General features: G+C 30.1%; 16 protein-coding genes. All 16 read right to left on the reverse strand.

Features of this window, described 5'->3' with window-relative positions; translation table 11 throughout:
- Nucleotides 1-147: 147 nt before the first annotated feature.
- Nucleotides 148-1,122: a hypothetical protein gene (locus CDLVIII_RS24570; protein ID WP_009172193.1), complete on the reverse strand. Its 975-nt coding sequence runs from the start codon at nucleotides 1,120-1,122 to the stop codon at nucleotides 148-150.
- Nucleotides 1,123-1,321: 199 nt separating this feature from the next.
- Entirely contained in the window at nucleotides 1,322-1,990 is a 669-nt protein-coding gene (locus CDLVIII_RS24575; RefSeq protein ID WP_009172194.1) for an ABC-2 transporter permease, read from the reverse strand.
- Between the two features lie 3 nt (nucleotides 1,991-1,993).
- Nucleotides 1,994-2,653 (reverse strand): ABC-2 transporter permease, encoded by a 660-nt coding sequence (locus tag CDLVIII_RS24580; protein WP_009172195.1) that lies wholly within the window; start codon nucleotides 2,651-2,653, stop codon nucleotides 1,994-1,996.
- 110 nt (nucleotides 2,654-2,763) lie between these two features.
- Entirely contained in the window at nucleotides 2,764-3,621 is an 858-nt protein-coding gene (locus CDLVIII_RS24585) for an ABC transporter ATP-binding protein (protein ID WP_009172196.1), read from the reverse strand.
- 73 nt (nucleotides 3,622-3,694) lie between these two features.
- Nucleotides 3,695-4,066, reverse strand: coding sequence for a GntR family transcriptional regulator (locus CDLVIII_RS24590; protein WP_009172197.1), 372 nt, complete (start codon nucleotides 4,064-4,066; stop codon nucleotides 3,695-3,697).
- A 235-nt stretch (nucleotides 4,067-4,301) separates the two neighbouring features.
- Nucleotides 4,302-5,237 (reverse strand): M14 family metallopeptidase, encoded by a 936-nt coding sequence (locus CDLVIII_RS24595; protein ID WP_009172198.1) that lies wholly within the window; start codon nucleotides 5,235-5,237, stop codon nucleotides 4,302-4,304.
- Nucleotides 5,234-6,169: a M14 family metallopeptidase gene (locus tag CDLVIII_RS24600; protein WP_009172199.1), complete on the reverse strand. Its 936-nt coding sequence runs from the start codon at nucleotides 6,167-6,169 to the stop codon at nucleotides 5,234-5,236. The genes CDLVIII_RS24595 and CDLVIII_RS24600 overlap by 4 nt, the downstream gene beginning before the upstream one ends.
- A 255-nt stretch (nucleotides 6,170-6,424) precedes the next feature.
- On the reverse strand, nucleotides 6,425-8,449 hold the full coding sequence (locus CDLVIII_RS24605) for a methyl-accepting chemotaxis protein (RefSeq protein WP_009172200.1): 2,025 nt from the start codon (nucleotides 8,447-8,449) through the stop codon (nucleotides 6,425-6,427).
- A gap of 338 nt (nucleotides 8,450-8,787) precedes the next feature.
- The gene (gene gabT, locus CDLVIII_RS24610) at nucleotides 8,788-10,128 is read right to left on the reverse strand and encodes a 4-aminobutyrate--2-oxoglutarate transaminase (RefSeq protein WP_009172201.1); all 1,341 of its coding nucleotides are present in this window, start codon (nucleotides 10,126-10,128) and stop codon (nucleotides 8,788-8,790) included.
- A gap of 287 nt (nucleotides 10,129-10,415) precedes the next feature.
- Nucleotides 10,416-11,636 carry a PucR family transcriptional regulator gene (locus tag CDLVIII_RS24615; RefSeq protein WP_009172202.1) on the reverse strand — a complete coding sequence of 407 codons (1,221 nt, stop codon included), beginning with the start codon at nucleotides 11,634-11,636 and terminating at the stop codon, nucleotides 10,416-10,418.
- 266 nt (nucleotides 11,637-11,902) lie between these two features.
- Nucleotides 11,903-13,123, reverse strand: coding sequence for a PucR family transcriptional regulator ligand-binding domain-containing protein (locus CDLVIII_RS24620; protein ID WP_035301922.1), 1,221 nt, complete (start codon nucleotides 13,121-13,123; stop codon nucleotides 11,903-11,905).
- Between the two features lie 408 nt (nucleotides 13,124-13,531).
- Nucleotides 13,532-14,239: an amino acid ABC transporter permease gene (locus CDLVIII_RS24625; RefSeq protein WP_009172204.1), complete on the reverse strand. Its 708-nt coding sequence runs from the start codon at nucleotides 14,237-14,239 to the stop codon at nucleotides 13,532-13,534.
- Nucleotides 14,240-14,302: 63 nt separating this feature from the next.
- Nucleotides 14,303-15,178, reverse strand: a complete 876-nt coding sequence (locus CDLVIII_RS24630) for an ABC transporter substrate-binding protein (protein WP_009172205.1) — start codon at nucleotides 15,176-15,178, stop codon at nucleotides 14,303-14,305.
- Nucleotides 15,179-15,261: 83 nt separating this feature from the next.
- Nucleotides 15,262-15,987, reverse strand: a complete 726-nt coding sequence (locus tag CDLVIII_RS24635) for an amino acid ABC transporter ATP-binding protein (protein WP_009172206.1) — start codon at nucleotides 15,985-15,987, stop codon at nucleotides 15,262-15,264.
- A 500-nt stretch (nucleotides 15,988-16,487) separates the two neighbouring features.
- On the reverse strand, nucleotides 16,488-17,618 hold the full coding sequence (locus CDLVIII_RS24640) for an iron-containing alcohol dehydrogenase (RefSeq protein WP_009172207.1): 1,131 nt from the start codon (nucleotides 17,616-17,618) through the stop codon (nucleotides 16,488-16,490).
- Between the two features lie 242 nt (nucleotides 17,619-17,860).
- Entirely contained in the window at nucleotides 17,861-18,976 is a 1,116-nt protein-coding gene (locus CDLVIII_RS24645; RefSeq protein ID WP_347461976.1) for an MFS transporter, read from the reverse strand.
- Between the last annotated feature and the right edge of the window lie 207 nt (nucleotides 18,977-19,183).

Below are 19,183 nucleotides of genomic sequence, written 5' to 3' on the forward strand. Positions count from 1 at the left end.
ATAATAAGGCACTATCAAATACAATAACGAGTCCACTTGCAAGGCTATTTTCCATCATGCTGCGTCAACAAAATGCCCTGATAGAAAATATCCATCGCAATTTTGGACTCGTTATTTATTTTCATGTGCCTTATTTATTTCACTTTGCTATTTTGTATTTACTGTAGTTGTTCCTTTACTTACACTTGGTGAAATCAACAGTTTTATATACTCATCTTGTGTAACTTTAAGTGTACTAGTTGGAAAATCTATTGTCTTAACTTCACTCTTAGCACTTGTGGCCTTCATAACTAACGAGATTGTTCCAAAATTTTTGATTTTTAAATCCATATTGAAATTATCATTATAAGTAGAATCTGTAAAATCTTCTTTGGAAGTAATAGTTGATCCTGCTAAAGTTTCCTTAAGATTATTTAATTGAGTGTCAAAGCTTGCATCATTAACTGCAGTTTTTATTTGTGCAATACTTTCAGCTGGTAATCTCATATTAAATGTACTATTTATATTATCTAAATTATTACTTGCGGCTTTTATAGCTTTTCCAGCTAAGTCCACTGTTTTATCTGCATCAAGATTAATTGTATATTCTCTTCCATTTTGAACAAATGGTAAATCTAAATCATTATTTTCTCCAAATACTAGTTTAGCAAATTGGACCATTCCATCTGGTTCACTAAATGCTTTTATCTGATTGACATTCATTCCTGAAGAAGCTAAATCAATTCCTATATAATCTTCTTTTATATTAGCCACTCCTTCCGGAACTGCTTGTCCTGTTAAAGCAAATATACCTTCAAAATAACCTTTATTTATATAAGCTGTAGTTCCATCATTATATGCTTTAATTTCTGGAATATTAAGTGTACCTGAAGGATCTGTAAATTTCATATCTACATATGATTGATCTTTAGCCTTATACCCAGTAGATGTAAATTTAATTTCTTTGCTTATTCCTTGTGCATTAATATCGATGATGCCTTCAAAATTTGATGTTGCTGCTTCCCATTTTGCTGTATTTGCAATTTCCTTTGAATAATTTAGAGTAGCTTGACTACATCCAGTCATTGTTCCAACAGCTAAAGCAGCTGCCATAATAAATGCTAAAGTTTTTTTAATTCTCATCTCTATCTCCCCTTATAAATACTTATATCTTATGATAAAAACACAATATATGTTAATAAATGGATTAATATCATATCTTTATTATACATATTTTTTATCAATAAATTATAGACCAAATATTAAATTTATCTTAATGTATACTTAACTTTCTATAAGTATCTCTTTTTTTATTGTTATTTTCTATTTCTTTTCTAATTTTCTAAAAATCTTTTCCTTCACAAATCTTACATGAAATCTTATATGATGAAATTGCTACTATTCCTAAAACTACGATTCCTACCACCAGTATAAAAGCACCATTATTAATAATAGCAGCTTGGATAATTTCTTTATTTCCATCCGAAGATAGCTCAACTAATTTAACAATCAGCCCTGGAGCTGATATGCCTAATATCATAAGAACAATATTAAAAACCTGTATTCCCTTCTTAGGTAATCTGTATAATATAGCATATTCTATAAATTCCATTATTAATAATATAATTGCTATTATTCCAAAAATCATAATAGTTTCTTTATTCTCAATTCCACCAAAATATACATAGATAATCCCAAATACACTAATGGCACATATTATCAATATAATCGAAATTAAAAATAAAAACCTACCAAGTACCATTTCTGATATCTTTGCTGGAAACATATTATATATATATTCACTATTCATTTCATTGTCTTGAATAAAAAACGGAATTTCTTCTATAAATAAGATACTTCCAATTAAACAAAGCATAAGTTCAATATGAAAACTTTTAGAGAAACTAATAAGAGGAATTCCTAAAAAAATTATTAAAGCTATAAGTAAAGTTATACTTTTTTTCTTAATCATCCTTAAATCAAGCTTAAAATAGTTTATGGCTCTTTTCATCTTTTATACCTCTTTCTCTTTACATATCTTACATGATAACAAATAAGATATATACCCAATTAAGCATGTTACAAATACTCCTAAAGCTAATAATAATATAAATTCTAGATCGAAATTTTTATATAATTCTATGCTCGTATCACGCACAGAATCTAGCGCAAAATTTGGCACAGTAAATACAATAAAAGCTGGTAGAAAATTTATAATTGTTGATAACATCCTTCCTCTTACGAATCCAAACTTATAATAAAGTGGATATTGAATCAGGCAAATTATAGAGCTCAACAAACCTGAATAACAAAGTATAATAACTTCCAACTTATTAATTTTATTTATTTCGTATAAATACAAAGTGGTAAAACCACTTATAGTAAATGCAGGTAATATGAGTACTATCAAATATAAAAATCTTCCCATTACCATATTTGATACTTTAGATGGGAACATATAGTACATTTCTAAACTCTTTTCATTTCCCTGGCTACTAAATGGACTCATTGCTAAAACAACCATCATAAATAGTAAATACACTATTCCAAAACTATATGAATGAGCAATATAAACTAAGAAAATATGAAAAATAATCCCTAATAAACCCGAGTATTTTATAGCCTCTTTAGTAAGTCTTAAATCAAATTTTAAATAATTCATCGCATTTTTCATAATATCTAAACCTCTTTTATTCTATAAATTCTAAATTAAATAATATATTTCTTAATAACTCCATAGAAATCATATTTTAAAGCAGCAAAACCTTTATTGACTCGATTATATTAATTTTTCTTTGAACCATTAATGTAAAATACCATAATATCTTCCATAGAAGGTTTTTCAAACAACAAATTTTCATCTAAATATTTTCTATCTTCTGAGTTAATTAAACCTGTAAAATTAATATTTGAACATTTATACCCAATTAATTTTTCTTTTATTTCTGGATTTAATTCTCCTGTCCCACCTTTAACTAATAAGTGATTTCCAAGTACATTTTCTGTTGTATCAAATAATACTTTCTCTCCATTATTAATGAAATAAATGTAATCAGTTATTTTTTCTAAATCACTAGTAATATGAGTGGAAAATATAACACTCCTATCTCCATCTGAGATATACTCTTGTAGTATTTCTAACACCTCACCTCTTACAACGGGATCAAGTCCGCTGGTAGGCTCATCTAATAGAAGTAACTTTGTATTTCTTGATAACACACTTGCGAAGGATAACTTAGCTTTCATACCTTTTGAAAAATCCTTGACTTTCTTCTTATAAGGGAGCTTCCATTTATCAGCATACTCTTTAAATTTAACTTCATCAAAAGAGTCATAGAAATCCTTAAGCGTACTAATTATATCTTTTAGTGTAAAGCTTGTTGGGAAATAGCATTCATCCCCAATAAATCCTATCATGTCTTTGTATCCAGCTTCATCTTCTTTATATTCTTTTCCAAATATTTTTATTTTACCGCTATCAGATTTTAATTGATTCATTATAAGTTTTATTGTAGTAGTTTTTCCTGCTCCATTTTGTCCTATATATCCTAAGATATATCCTTTTGGCAATTCTAAATTTATATTTTTAAGATTAAAATCACTAAATTTTTTATTTAAATCTTTTATTTCAAGTGCATTCATATTTCTATACTCCTTAAGCTATTTTTATATAATATTTACTAAACATACCTATAAAAAAACTCTTTTAAAACATTTATTCATCCATCAATGTTTCTAAAATTAACATTAATTCATCATTTGATATATTAGCCAATTTTCCATTTTCAATTGCGCTCATAAATGCTTCTTCTATTTTCTTTAAATATTGCTCCTTAACCATCTCACTATCTTTTGGAAGTACATAGCTTCCTTTTCCTCTAAGGGTTGCTATAAAGCCTTCGCTTTCAAGATCTGAATAAGCTCTTGTTGTAGTAATAACACTTATCCCGAGATCTTTAGCTAATTGTCTTATTGATGGTAAAAATTCATTTTCTGCAATAACTCCAGATATAATTTGCTCTTTTATTTGAGACTTAATCTGCTCATAAATAGGCAAATCAGACTTATTTGAAAGTAATATCTTCAAAATTATTACTTCGCCTCCTTTGTGTTCATACTGTATATATACAATATATACAGTATGAACAGTTTTGTCAACACTTTTTATTTTTTACTACAAAGTAAAACCTAAACAAAATATCTCATTGCACGAGTTACCTATCAATTTAGCTTTAATACAATTTTTTAGAGAACAAAAAAATAACTATTATAAACAGAATTAAGATTTCCAAAACTGTTTATAATAGTTATACTGTAGTTTTTTATTCATGAAGTCGTCTAATTATCTTGTAGGCAACAACATTTTCCATAACTAGAGGGGATTTATGGGCAAAAAATATTATTCCATCTGTAGGAGATATTATCTTTTCTATAACTTCCCCCTCGTAAGGATGAATTATTTCTCCAAGTACATCTCCTCGTTCTACACCATCACCTGGATTCTTTAGTCTCCTATAGATACCTCCTGATGTAGTTTTAACCGAAAGAAGATCATCTTCCTTCAATACACTTGCAATATATCCACTATGGCTGCTATATTTTATTACCCCCATCCTTGTCAAAAATCTCAATACAGCAACAACTGCGTGCTTAGCTGAAACTTCATCAATTTGGTCTGTAGCATTTGTATATAATGAGAAGGCACTTGCCTCCCACATCTGCCAGTTATAATTTAAGGTCATGGTATCATATGGCTTGGGTTTACGAATTATAACATATTGAAGGCCAAATAAATTTGCAAGACTCGGGCTTTGATATCCTGTCTCCATCATCCTTATATGAGGTATAAAATCACCTGGCATATAAAAACTTGTAAATTGAATTCCATAAGGATAATCTTTTACTTGTTCAAAAACGCCACTTGCAATCCTTTGTGTTGTTTCACCATTTTGCTGCCCTGGGAACATTCTATTAATATCAGTATTATCCATTGTCCAAAATCTTTTTCCTATATTCATAGAATGAGGATTTACACACGGAATTACAAGAATTTCACGATCTTTTGAAATTGCTCCCCTCTGCTCTAACTTAGTTAATGTTTTAATTAATTGAGAACAAGTATATAACTGTTGTATTTCATTACCCCTGATTGCTCCTACTATGCAGGCGGTCTTTTCACCTTTCCCAAATTTATATCCTGTAATTCTCATATCATCCCTATGGGGTGATTTTAATGTATATATTATCTCCTTCCTCATTTTGCACCTCCAAGTACCCTGGCAATAAGAGAACCTTCATAAACCACTGGATATTCTCTCAATGTAAATATTACTCCATCACAAGGTGAAACAACCTTTTCATGTATTTCACCAGTTAGTGAATTAAATATTTCACCAATCTCCTCACCTTTTTTTATTTCTGCTAAATGTTTTACGCAAGGCATGAATATTCCCGATGTATTTGCATTTATAAAATTCACTTCTTTTTCAGCAGATATGATAGGCTCCCTTACAGAAGCAACTTTTCCAGTCCAAATACCCAATTCCTTCATTAATTTAAATATTCCATCTACCAATTGATCTCCATATTCTCTTGTGATTCGCATACCAACTCCCATTTCTACAAGCAGTGTTGGTATATTTCTATTATTTAAATTATATGTTAGTGTCGATTCTAAAACAGTTGCTTCTGGCTGTACCCATATGAAATCCATATTTAATAACTTTGCATAAGGTATTAATTTGTCCTTCATATTTTCACTTATTCTAACTTGTGGTACTTCTCTCAAAAATATATTGCTTGCATGCAGATCTATACACATGTCTGCTCTGCCTATATCTTCAATAATCCTAGCTGCAACATGTTCAGCCATAGCTCCGCTTTCAGATCCTGGGAACACCCTATTCATGTCTAAATCAAATGTGGGCATACCTCTATGGATTGTATCTATTCCAAGTGGATTTAGCGATGGATATATATCTACTATCCCGTTCAAATATTCTTTGCTTTCTTGTATTTCTTTTATTAACTTATAGCATACATATTGTCCTTCAAGCTCATCTCCATGAAGCCCTGTAATAATACATATTCGTTTTTCTTTCCCATTAACTTTTTCTGGAACCAGCCTGTTTTTCTTAATTATTAAATTTTCATCAACTGATAATCTTAAAGATACTACCGTTTCTACCATTTTTACCTCCATAAGCTCAACAACTCATTTTATTTATTCCCTTTTAATAAACATCTGAGTTTTTATCATTTAGTCATTTTTATTGAAAAAACTCTACAACAAATTTAATTATTTGTAAAAAAGTTTTCTTCTAATATAAATAAAGAAGCAAAGACTCTCACTTTGTGAGCTTCTTTGCTTCAATTTAATATTACTACTTGAAAATTTTCTTGTCAATCAGTTTTCCATCATATTTCCATAATTACTATTCATATCTTACTTAATATGAAAAGTTTCGATAATTCTATTTAATGATAAAGTTATTTCATTTAAATTGTCTGCTAAGACACTTAGCTCAGAAATATTACTCTCTTGAATTTCCATGACATTCAAAACTTCTTGGGATGAAGCAGCTGTCTCTTCAGTAGCTGCTGATATATCAGAGAATTTTTTAATTACTTCCTCTTTATGATCGTTAATTCTATTAAGTGAATTTACTAAATTTGAAACACTTTTTGACATAATGTTGACTTTATCATTTATCTCCATAAATACATTTCTTGTTTCATCCATGCTTTCAATATATTCATTTGTTGATTTTTCAACTACATCCATATTGGATTTCGTGAATCCAATTTCTTGTTGAATTTCATTGATTATTTCTATTATGTTTTTTGTAGAGTCAGCTGTTTGTTCAGAAAGTTTCTTTATTTCATTAGCTACAACTGAAAATCCTTTTCCATGCTCTCCAGCTCTAGCTGCTTCAATTGAAGCATTAAGTGAAAGTAAATTCGTTTGAGTTGCTATCTCACTTATTGTATTGCTTATTTCTCCAATATATTTTGACTTTTCAGCTAAGATTGAAACATTTTTATTTGCTTTATCTTGTGCTGAAGCTGTCTCTTCTATTTTGCTTGATAAAAGTTCTATACATGATATTCCATTATTTATATTTTCTGAAGTTATGGCTGATAGTTTTTCTAAAGTATTTGTGTCTTTTGCTGCATTACTAATCTGTTCTGATAGATTAGAAAGTTGTTCTATTCCATATTGAGAGTCCTGTGCTTCAATTTCAATTGCATGTGCAATTTCTGAAAGTGTAGCTGAAACTTCTTCAATGGATGCAACACTCTCATTTACAACATTAGATAAATTTGAGCTTTCATCTACTACTTTATTAGACTCTCCTTGTAACTTATGTACAATACTAAGCAAATTATCTCTTAACTCATCTACCGATTTATAGATGGTACTTATTTCTTTACTTGAATTTTTTGCTTTTCCTTGCTTATTACTATACTCACTATTAGATAACTTCAAATTTTTAACTTCGTCAATTATAGCTGTCAATGTAGATATAGGATTTGCTATTTTTAAGCTTAACATATGTCCTAAAATATATGTTGCAATTGACGCTACAACAATTATAGCAATAAAAGTACCAATTAAAATTTCAACAGAAGAATTATAAATTTGAGAAGGTATAGCAAGTCCAACTTTCCAGCCTGAGCTTGGTATTGTAGTAAACATTATAAATCTATCTGTGCTGTCATAATCCCTTATTTTACTAGTACTATATACTCCATCGCTGCTTTCGATTTGTGCTGCATTTGAAAAAGCACTTCCAAGTATATCTTCAATACTTGTTGATTTATCTTCTTTAGGCATATAATCTTCATTAGGATGCACTACTATATTATCTTTACTATCAAGTGCAAAACCATATATACCACCATTATTTCTAGATTCATTAATGGTTTCTGCTAAAACCTTTAAATCTATATCCATTGAAACTACACCTACAACCTTATTTTCTCTGACAATTGGCTTCGAAACTGCAACAGCCATTGTATTTGTTGTAAGATCATAATAAGGATCACCATAACATAAATCATTTTTATTAATAGCTCCTGTAAACCAACTTCTCTTAGTACAATCAAAATCTGCATCTGGTACCCAGCTCGATCCATCTAAAAACGTCTTATCCATTAATCCTACATAGATATCTGTTGTTGATTTATTATTCTTAAATTCATTTGTTAAATAAGAAAGAATTTTTTCATTATCAAAATCAGGCATTGTTTGCAAGTAATTATCTATGGTATCTATTGTATTTCCATGAACTTTAAGATATCCATCGATTTTTGCCGAATAAGCTTCTATCTGATTGGAATATTTATATTCTGTCTCTTTATATATCATTTTAGATGAAATAAAACAGCTTATACACATTGCAATAAGTAAAGAAGTTATACATACTATACTAAAAATAGAAATTAATTGCGCTTTTATACTTTTCATAATTTCTTCACCCTCTTTGTTTTATTATATATTTAATGCATCAATATGAATTTATTTGTATGTATTATTTATCATAAAACAAAAAAACACCCAGATTCATTTTAGGTGCGCCTTTGCTTAAAATACTTAAATTTTACTATATTATCAATGTTATCATATAATAAAATATAAGTCTATTAAGTTTATGTAAATTTCTTTACAATATCGGTATTTTTTTCAATATAAATATATAAATCAAATAATTATAAATTAATGTACAATATATGAAATATGAATTCTAAAAATCATATATTGCACATTAAATAAGTCCATCAATACATTTGTTTTCTTATATATGCTTAAACGCACTCTTTAATCGATTCTTCTAATATATCCATTCCATATTTAACTTGCTCATCTGTTATTACTAATGGGGGCAAGAAACGTATTACATTACCAAGTATTCCTGCATTTAAGAGAATAACTCCTTTTTCATAACATTTTTTAATAACAGCTTTAACTATATCTGCTGCTGGTTCTTTTGTTGTTCTATCTTTTACAAATTCCACACCTATCATGGAACCAAGTCCTCTAACTTCACCTATAACATCATACTTTTCTCTCATTTGATTTAATCTTTCAGTAATATATTCTCCAAGCTTTTGTGACTTTCCACATAAATCTTCTTTTTCTATTTTTTCAATTACTTTTAATGCCGCAACGCACCCAAGTGGGCTTCCGCAGTATGTTCCACCTATTCCTCCAACACATGCTGAATCCATTATCTCCTTTTTAGCAACTACAGCACTTAATGGAACTCCTGCTGCTAATGATTTTGACATAGTTATAATATCTGGTTCAATACCATAGTGTTCATGGGCAAACATCTTACCTGTTCTTGCAAATCCTGCTTGTATCTCATCAACTATAAGCACTATTTTATTTTCATTACAAATCTTTTGTAATTCCTGCATATACCTTGCAGATGGTACTATAAATCCGCCCTCTCCTTGTAATGGCTCAATTATTAAACATGCTATCATATCTGGAGAAAGTGTAGTTTTAAGAGCTGTTTTTAATTTATTAAGGCATTCATCTGCATAATCTTCAGCTGAAACTCCAAGCGGTGCTCTATATGAATATGGATAATCAAATTTATAAGTTTCTGGTGCAAATGGTCCAAAACCATTTTTATATGGTTTATATTTACTTGTTATTGACATTGTCATATTTGTACGTCCATGAAAAGAACCTGTAGCTGAAAGTACGCCAGTTTTCTTAGTATAAGTTCTAGCTATTTTTATTGCATTTTCTACAGCTTCTGCTCCACTGTTTGCAAACATAACCTTTTTTTCAAAACCCCCTACTGTTATCTCAGTTAACTTTTTAGCTAAAGCTCCATAAGACTCATATGTTACTACATTATATCCTGGATGAATATATTTTTCTGCTTGCTCCTTAATTGCTTTAACTATTTCATCATCACAATGTCCAACATTTTGAACACCAATTGCTCCTGCAAAATCTAAAAATACATTTCCATCAACATCTTTAAGTAACGCTCCCTTTGCTTCTGCTATAGCAATTTCAGTTGATACAGAAACTCCATCTGCTACATATTTTTTTCTTTCCTCAAATATTTCCTTAGATTTAGGTCCTGGTATTGAAGTTATTAATTTTACATTTGATTCTTCTATCATTTTAAATCCCCCTATGTCTTACATATTTCAAAATAAATAACTCAACATTCAATTGATTTATTTTTTCTTCTATATGTACCAAATTTATTATTTACTTATCTAACCTTATAAAAATAGAGCCTTCATGCATATATTCATGAAAGACCCCTTTGTCTACCGGACTATTTTTCTATTTGTTAGCTTGACTATATAATAATACTCTCTCTGCCCATTTTCTATGTCCATGCAATATAATATTTTTGTCTATTTTGACTAAAACCTGCTATAGCTTAGCTCTAAGAATAAAACTACAAAGTTTTACTTATATATAAAGCCATTTTTATTTTAAGACATTCTTCAAAATTATGCAGATTACAGTTAAGCAACTGTTCTATTTTTTTTATTCTATATGTAAGCGTATTTCTATGTAAATACAATTTTTCTGCTGCTATACTAACATTACAATTTTCATTTAAATACATATCCAATATTTCGATAGAACTAGTATCTTTATTTTTATTTGATCTTTCCATAATTGGTCCAATTACCTGTCTGCAATAATTCTCCAATATTTTTTTGTTCTCAATACCAAATATCAAGCTATATACTCCTATTTCACTATATTTTCTAATTACTTGCGTAAGTCCCTCACACTTCAAGCTATCAATAACTATTTTAGCCTCGTTAAAAGAATCTTTCATTAAATTCATTTCATCATAACCATTTCCAATACCAATATTTATAGAAATTCCATTCATATGACTTTTAATCATCTCTTGTATTTCAACTAATGCTTTGTTAAGCCTATTCATAGAATTTTCTTCTGCTCTATTCAAAAATATGATTTCATCATCATTATCAATAATAGGAACTTTTAATGAGTATTTTGCTAATATATCTTGTACTAATTTTCTAAATGTCAGCCTGACTTTTGATATACTTATTTCATCTTCTATATTTCTTACCTTCTCATTCTCTTTAAAATCATTAACTTTTATGATACATATACAACACTTTCCCTGCAAATTATACCCAAAATAATTTGCTTTTTCTTTTATATTTGCACTTAAATCCATCTGGCCAAATAATACATTATTTAAGAAATCATTCATGAACTTTTCTTCAATTCGTGCTAATATGATTGTATTGCTTATTTCCTTTGAGACTTCAACTAATCTTACTTCCCATGGCAATGTAAATAATGGCAGCTCTAACTTGTCTGCTTTCTCAATAGCTTCCTTTGGAATATCCTTTATGTACCTCCCTACATTCACAACGAGCGCTGCTCCACCTCTTTCGCTTATTCCCTCAATAAGCTTAGTTAAAACACTGCCATCACTTTTTATTCCTACTCCAGTTATAATAACTATTTCTCCTCCTTGCAGCCACTTAATTCCCTCTAAAGGATCCTCAAGACACTCCGATACATATACCCATTCTATAGATTTTTCTAAACCCGAACTCCCACCCACAAGCTTCATTTTTTTAAGAGTCTCTAATTTTAAAATATCTTTCACTAAAATTGCCATATAATCATCCCTTTACTAAGTTAATAATTTATAATAGAAGAGCTAATGCTTGTACTTAAAAAACAGCTTTTCATTTAAATATAATCCTTGCTTTTACCTATCTTAAACTTTTATTAATTGAATTTATAAAAACAAAAGTCTATCACTACAAGTGATAGACTAACATTGCCCATTCAATATTTCTTATTTCTACACATTATATAAAATTCTTTTAATATTTTATATGTCCAAAAGACATATAAATTTTGTCCATAATATCTAAAACATCATTTTTTCAATACAGTATTAACATATAATGCAATTTTTACTTTTATACAGTCATTAAAATTATGCAAATCACAATTCAGTAATTCTTCTATTTTTTTTATTTTATACTTAAGAGTATTTCTATGTAAAAACAACTTTTCTGCTGTAGCTGTAATATTACAATTTTCATTTAAATATGTTTCCAGTATTTCAATTAAATTATTATCTTTATTATCACTGCTGCTTATTTCTCCTAAAACTTCTGCAAAATAATTTTCTAGAACGGTTCTATTTTTTATGCTAAAGAGCAATCCATATATTCCTATATCCTTATACCTAGTAATTGTATCATCTAGCCCTTGACATTTTGCACTATCAATGGCTAATTCTGCTTCGCTTAATGATTGTTTCATCATTTTTAAATCCTTATAATGATTTCCAATACCTACACTTACAGAGAGACCGTCCATACGCTTTTTTATCACTTCTTGTATTTCTACTAATGCCCTATTTAATCTATTTATATAATTTTCTTCTGATCTAATAAAGAAAATTACTGCATCATCCTTATCAATTATAGGTACCTTTAATGCATGCTTCTCTAATATATCTTGTACTATTTTCCTAAATGTAATTTTAATTCTAGAAATACTCACTTCATCTTCCAATTTTTTCAGCTTTAAATATCTTTCAAATCCATCAATGTCTATAACACATATGCAGCATTCTCCTGCTAAATTATAACCAAAATAAGCAGCTTTCTGTATTGCATCCCCTTCTATCTCTCCATCCCCAAATAAAATATTACTCAGAAAATGAGTTAGTGAATTTTCTTCTATACGAGATAGAACTATAGCATTACTAATCTCTCTAGAAACCTCAACTAGTTTTACTTCCCATGGAAGCGTAAATAGTGGAATTTGAAGTTCATCTGCAAGTTCTATTGCTTTTTCAGGTATTTTTTTTATATATGGACCTATGTTTACTATAAGTCCTGATCCATTTTTCTCGTTTATACCTTTAATTAGATCTAATAATAGCTCAATATTATCCTTAATTCCAACTCCAGTTATAAATATAATTTCTCCCCCCTGAAGCCACTTAATCCCTTCCAATGGATCTTCAAAACATTCTGCTACATATATCCACTCTATACCTTTTTCTAGCCCCGCTTCTCCAGCAACAAGACCTATTTTTTTTAAAGAATCTAATTTGAGTATATCTTTTACCGAAATTGACATAGAATTCACCTTTACCCTCTACTTAGGCATTATCAAAAAATAACAAGTCAATCTGTCTGCATATTGGGACTTGTTACTTTATTTCATATGCCTCATTAAAATAATTGCTTACGCTTATTATATTTTTATCATATATTTATCCATAAAAAAAGAGCTAATTATATAAAATTTATATTATTCATAATATAGTCAAATATAACTAGATCAGATATCTATAGTCAATTATCTTAAATAAAGCTTTGACTACAATTATCTGATCTAACTCTCTTATTTAAATATACAATTAACGTTAATTGAACAGGGTAATATTCTTTAAATTAGATTTTCGATTATAATTTTTCCAATCAATTACAGAAACGAAAATAATTTATCAATCAATGCTTAATTGCTCATAAAATTTAAACTCGTTTAGTTAAACTTAAGCATTTTCTTTTCTACCAATTTTACTAATTGAGAAAGCGGCAAACTTAATACTAAATAAAATCCTGCCAAAATTGTATATGATTCAATAGTTAAAAAGGATTGTGAAGCATAACTTTGAGTACGCAATAAAAGCTCGCTGACTGACACATATGCAAGTAGTGATGTATCCTTTAACATCATCACTAAATAATTTCCAAATACAGGTATTGAATTGCGTAGAGCTTGAGGTATTACTATTTTAAATAAAGCTTGATTATTTGTAAGCCCAAGTGCCAATGCAGCCTCAGTTTGTCCACCATCTATTGATACTATTGATGAACGGATAACTTCTGATATATAGCAACCATAATTAATTCCAAGACCAATAGTTCCTGCTGCTAATGAACTTATTTTAAGTTGATATCCTGGACTCCAAATTTGTATAACCATAGATAATAATAATGGTACTACGTAATACATGTACACTAATTGAACTAATAATGGAGTTCCTCTAATAAACTCTAAAAATACTACTAAAATTCCTCTTAATGCCTTTATTTTACTAACTCGCCCAATTGCAATAAACAATCCTATAATTATTGCCAAGAAAAATCCAAATATTGTAGCTTGAACTACAATCCAAAGACCATCTACTAAAGAAGGTACTAAATATTTAAATGCAGTGTTAAAATCTAATTTAGATAAAATGTCCATATATGCTGCCTCCTTTTCTAAAAAAGAATCCATTCCATGTGGATTCTTTTTTAGCTCATATTATTACTTATCTGAAGTTTTACCATCTTCAATTGATACAAAGTTATCTTCATTCATTCCATATTTCTCAAGAATCTTTAGTATAGTTCCATCCTTCTTCATTGCGTCAATTTGTTCATTAACCGCATCTGCTAAAGCAGTATCTTTTTGTCTAACTGCTGCTGCTATCATCCCAGCTGCTTCTGCCTTATATGGTGATAAGATCTTTAAATTCAAACTACTATCTTGTGATAATGTGTATCCTGCAACTGCACCATCAGTAATGCAGGCATCTATTTTTCCAGTATTTACAGCTAACATTAGCTCAGACTGACTACCAAATATTTTAACGTCTTTCACTATACCATCTTTTTGCCATTTTTGAGCTGTTTCTAAAAAAGCTGTTCCTTTTTGCCCACCTATTACTGCATCTTTTAAATCATCTTTGCTTGTTATTTTTGAATCTTTAGGAATAATAACTGCTTCTCCTTCTTTATACCATATATTTGTAAATAAAGCTTGTTTCTTACGTTCGTCTTTTACATACATTCCATCAGTTACCATATCTACTGAATTATTATTTAATTCCACTAATAAGTTTTCAAATGGTATTTGTTTCATTTCAACTTTATTAATACCAAGCCTTTTAGCCACTTCTTTAATAACTTCTGCGTCAATACCTGTAAATTCATTTGTCTTAGAATCAATAAAAGCAAATGGTGCATCATTTGATGAAGCAACTGTTAATACACCTTTCTCTTTTGCTGCCGCCAAGGTATCTTTTGAATTACTGCCTGCTGATGTACCACCGTTTCCGCTAGAACCACAGCCAGCCATTAATCCAACACAACTTACTACAATTAACGTTAATATTACTAATTTACTCCATAGTTTTTTCATAAAAATTTCCCCTTTTCTTAATTGTTTTTAATATTTAAAGCTTATGCTTACTTTCACTATTTTTCTTAACTAAAACATTTCTGTTAATTTAATACTCTAGATAAAAATTCCTTAGTTCTCTCATTTTTAGGATTTGTAAAAATATCTTTTGGTTTTCCTTCTTCAACTACATATCCCTTATCCATGAAAATCACTCTATCTGATACGTCTCTTGCAAAACCCATTTCATGTGTTACAACTATCATGGTCATTCCATCCTTTGCTAGTTGTTTCATAACATCTAATACATCACCAACTAGTTCTGGATCCAAAGCTGATGTAGGTTCATCAAATAGAAGCATCTTTGGCTCCATTGCTAATGCTCTTGCTATAGCGACCCGTTGTTGTTGTCCTCCTGATAAGGTTTTAGGATACACATCTGCTTTATCCTTTAGCCCAACCTTTTTAAGAAGCTCCAATGCTATTTCTTCTGCTTCTTTTCTATTTTTCTTTTTTGTAAGCACTGGTGCAAGCATAACATTTTCTACAACAGTATGCAGTGGAAAAAGATTAAACTTTTGAAATACCATTCCTACTTCCTCTCTAAGAGATCTGCAATCCATAGACTTGTCCATAATATCTTTTCCTTCATAATACATTTTCCCGCCTGTTGGAATTTCAAATAAATTCAAACATCTTAAAAATGTACTTTTCCCAGAGCCTGATGGTCCTATTATGCATACTACTTCGCCTTCTTTTATATCTACGCTTATGTTTTTTAATACTTCTAATTCTCCATATTTTTTTGATAGTTCACAAACTTTGTACATAATCTCAACTCCAATTCCGCTGTAATGAAAAAGGCGCACTGTCTTTGTTTCAGTGCGCCTTTGCATTTAATATAAATTGTTCTGTTTTAAATTAAAATAATATTATCATTATATTATAATAATATCTATGCCCATAAGTAACATTTTTTTTGTGCAGTGTGCATAATATTTAATCTTAAGTTTCATCCGGGTACATTCAATAAATAATAATTAAGCATGTTTTCAAATTAGTCTTTTTCCTCTTATTTATAAATAAAGATTCCTTCTTTATTTAAAATCTAAATAAAATATACATAGACAAATAACACCTTGATTCTTATTTTATCTCACGACCTTCATTCTCATCATTGATTTCCTAAAATTAAAATTTTTCTCTAATACAAACTTTATTTAATCTTATAAAAACTTTTTGCTTGTATGTATATTATCACATTAAAATCTATATTTCTATTATCTATAATAACAATATTTTAGTGCACTCTGCACAAAGTATAAGATGCTTATAATGACATATAATAGATATCTTTAATCTCATTTAATGTGAATTCTTTTGGATGATTTGTTATACTTGGTTTTGATACTTTCATACAGTTCTCTGCCATCCACTCAACATCCTTTTCTTTTACTCCAAGTTTTCCTAATGTTATTTTTAAATCAATTTTTTCAAGGAAACTTCTTATAGCATCAGCACAATCTTTTGCATCTGTTCCTCCAAGTAATTTTGAGATATCAGCATATTTCTGAATATCACTTTCCCATGATTTTTCAACAATTATAGGTGTAAGTGCTGCAAGACCTTTTCCATGAACAATATCATAGAGTCCACTTGCTGGATGTTCAAGTCCATGCGGTGCTGCTACACCTGCTACTCCAATTACCATTCCACCTAAAGTACTAGCTAATGTTACTTTTTCCCATGCCTCTAAATCGGATGGATCATTATATACTTTAATTAAGTTGTCAGCTAATAACTTTATACCATAAAATGCTTTCATATCTGTCAATGGCTGTCCCATTTTTGATAGATAAGCTTCCATATTATGTGCTAACGCATCAAATCCAACAGATGCAAGAATGCTCTTTGGCATTGTTGTCATTAGTTCTGGATCAATAATTGATGCTTTTGCAATTATTGCATTTGTTCTAAGCGACTTTTTATCTTTAGTTTCAGGATTTGTTAAAACTGAAAAACTATTTCCTTCGCTCCCTGTTCCGCATGTTGTTGGAACTAAAACTATAGGAAGTGCTTCGTTTCCTCGTTTTATACCAAATATATATTCTGATATATCTCCAGGATTTTGGGCTGAAAATGCTATACTTTTAGCAGCATCCATAATACTTCCACCACCAAGTCCCAAAATAACATCACAGCCAGTTTCTTTTATAATCTTTACTCCTTCATATACTGTTGTTGTGAGAGGATTTTGCTCTACCTTGTCAAAAATTTCATATTGTATTTTTGCGTCATTTAATAAATTTATCACTTTATCAAGTAATCCACTCTTTTTAGTACTGCTTTTTCCTGTTACAATAAGAGCTTTTTTACCGTATTTAGCCACTTCTTTTCCTATTTCATTGCTTCTTCCTCTTCCGAATAATAAATTCACCGGTAAGTTGTAATTAAATTTCATGTTCAATTCCTCCCATATTATTAAGCGTTATTCTATATTCATTTTAACCCTACATAAGTACAAAAGATGTCTTTATAAATATTAAAGACATCTTCGTCAAACTAATAGTATCAAAAAATACACATCTATTCTATGATTTCTTTCAACAATGTTTTAGTGCACATTGAACAAATTATAAATTACTCTACACTAATTAAGATATCAGATATAAAAAATTTATATTAGTCCATGTGATCTCTTTCTTAGTGCCTACTGTTATCAAATTGATCAACATGGTAGAGAGACGGAAACAGACGGAACCATAAGAGTATTATAAGGAGAGTACCAATACCTCCAATAAGTACTGAAGGCATCGCACCAAACCAGTTTGCGGTAATACCTGATTCAAACTCTCCAAGCTGATTTGAGGTCCCCGTAAAGAGTTGCCTTACAGAGTTGACACGACCTAACATAGCATTTGGTGTTTCAATCTGGACGAGTGTCGCACGTATTACAACACTAATTCCGTCAGAACAGCCGAGCAATATGAGGATCAAAAATGAAAGCTGAAATGATTTAGAAACAGCAAAGATAATTGTAGTAATGCTAAAACATAAGACAGCAGCAAACAATATATGCCCCACGTTATGCTGAAGTGGCCGACGCGATAAAATAAAAGATATAATTGCAGCTCCGATTGCTGGAGCGGATCGAAGCACTCCAAGGCCAATAGAACCAACATTAAGTATATTCTCCGCATAGATAGGCAACAATGCTGTTGCTCCACCGAACAGTACTGCAAAGAGATCGAGTAGTATTGCACCCATCACAACTGGTTTGCTCTTGATAAAACTAATACCAGATAGAACTAATCTTAACGTAACGGGTTCACGTGACTTTATTTGTTCATTCATCACATAAATAAACAAAACTAGAATCGCAGAAAGCAATGAGTAAAAACCTGCAATCAGATAGACAATCTTTGGACCAAAAGCATAGAGAATCCCACCAATTGCCGGTCCTGCAACCATGGCCACTTGGCTTGCTGATGTTGATCCGGCAGCGGCACGCGTAAAATCATCATTTGGGACAATATTAGGCAGCAAAGATTGTAGTGCTGGACCTTGAAATGCGTTAAAAATACCAAGTAAGAAAACCGCAATAAGGATTGTCTCACTTGAGATAAAATTGCCTAGCGCCATGAAAACAAAAATAACAGTCTGCGCCGCTTCGCTTAAACAAATAATTGTCTTACGGTTGAAACGATCAGCTATCATTCCAACTATGAGTGTCAGAAGCACCATTGGTACAAACTGCACGAGACCGACAAGTCCAAGATAAAAGGCCGATTTAGTAATAGCATAAATCTGCCATCCCACAGCAACACTCACCATCTGGGTTGTGAACATGATGGAAAGCCGAACTACCATGTAGATAGTAAGAGACTTTCTATATGATGGGGTGTTTGAAGTCTTTTTATGTAACATAAAATCCAAATCCTTTCTGACCAATAAATAATATAAATTCTACTGGTAATCAAGCTTATTTTCAAAATTTGATAGCAACTCTGATGCATCAAAAATTCA

It is taken from the genome of Clostridium sp. DL-VIII (assembly GCF_000230835.1).
In the GTDB taxonomy this organism is placed as follows: domain Bacteria; phylum Bacillota; class Clostridia; order Clostridiales; family Clostridiaceae; genus Clostridium.

Bases quoted from the DNA above. Each gene is read 5' to 3' on its own strand.
- CDLVIII_RS24570 (WP_009172193.1), bottom strand. From the start codon at position 1,122: ATGAGAATTAAAAAAACTTTAGCATTTATTATGGCAGCTGCTTTAGCT.
- CDLVIII_RS24575 (WP_009172194.1), bottom strand. From the start codon at position 1,990: ATGAAAAGAGCCATAAACTATTTTAAGCTTGATTTAAGGATGATTAAG.
- CDLVIII_RS24580 (WP_009172195.1), bottom strand. From the start codon at position 2,653: ATGAAAAATGCGATGAATTATTTAAAATTTGATTTAAGACTTACTAAA.
- CDLVIII_RS24585 (WP_009172196.1), bottom strand. From the start codon at position 3,621: ATGAATGCACTTGAAATAAAAGATTTAAATAAAAAATTTAGTGATTTT.
- CDLVIII_RS24595 (WP_009172198.1), bottom strand. From the start codon at position 5,237: ATGAGGAAGGAGATAATATATACATTAAAATCACCCCATAGGGATGAT.
- CDLVIII_RS24600 (WP_009172199.1), bottom strand. From the start codon at position 6,169: ATGGTAGAAACGGTAGTATCTTTAAGATTATCAGTTGATGAAAATTTA.
- CDLVIII_RS24605 (WP_009172200.1), bottom strand. From the start codon at position 8,449: ATGAAAAGTATAAAAGCGCAATTAATTTCTATTTTTAGTATAGTATGT.
- gabT (WP_009172201.1), bottom strand. From the start codon at position 10,128: ATGATAGAAGAATCAAATGTAAAATTAATAACTTCAATACCAGGACCT.
- CDLVIII_RS24615 (WP_009172202.1), bottom strand. From the start codon at position 11,636: ATGGCAATTTTAGTGAAAGATATTTTAAAATTAGAGACTCTTAAAAAA.
- CDLVIII_RS24620 (WP_035301922.1), bottom strand. From the start codon at position 13,123: ATGTCAATTTCGGTAAAAGATATACTCAAATTAGATTCTTTAAAAAAA.
- CDLVIII_RS24625 (WP_009172204.1), bottom strand. From the start codon at position 14,239: ATGGACATTTTATCTAAATTAGATTTTAACACTGCATTTAAATATTTA.
- CDLVIII_RS24630 (WP_009172205.1), bottom strand. From the start codon at position 15,178: ATGAAAAAACTATGGAGTAAATTAGTAATATTAACGTTAATTGTAGTA.
- CDLVIII_RS24635 (WP_009172206.1), bottom strand. From the start codon at position 15,987: ATGTACAAAGTTTGTGAACTATCAAAAAAATATGGAGAATTAGAAGTA.
- CDLVIII_RS24640 (WP_009172207.1), bottom strand. From the start codon at position 17,618: ATGAAATTTAATTACAACTTACCGGTGAATTTATTATTCGGAAGAGGA.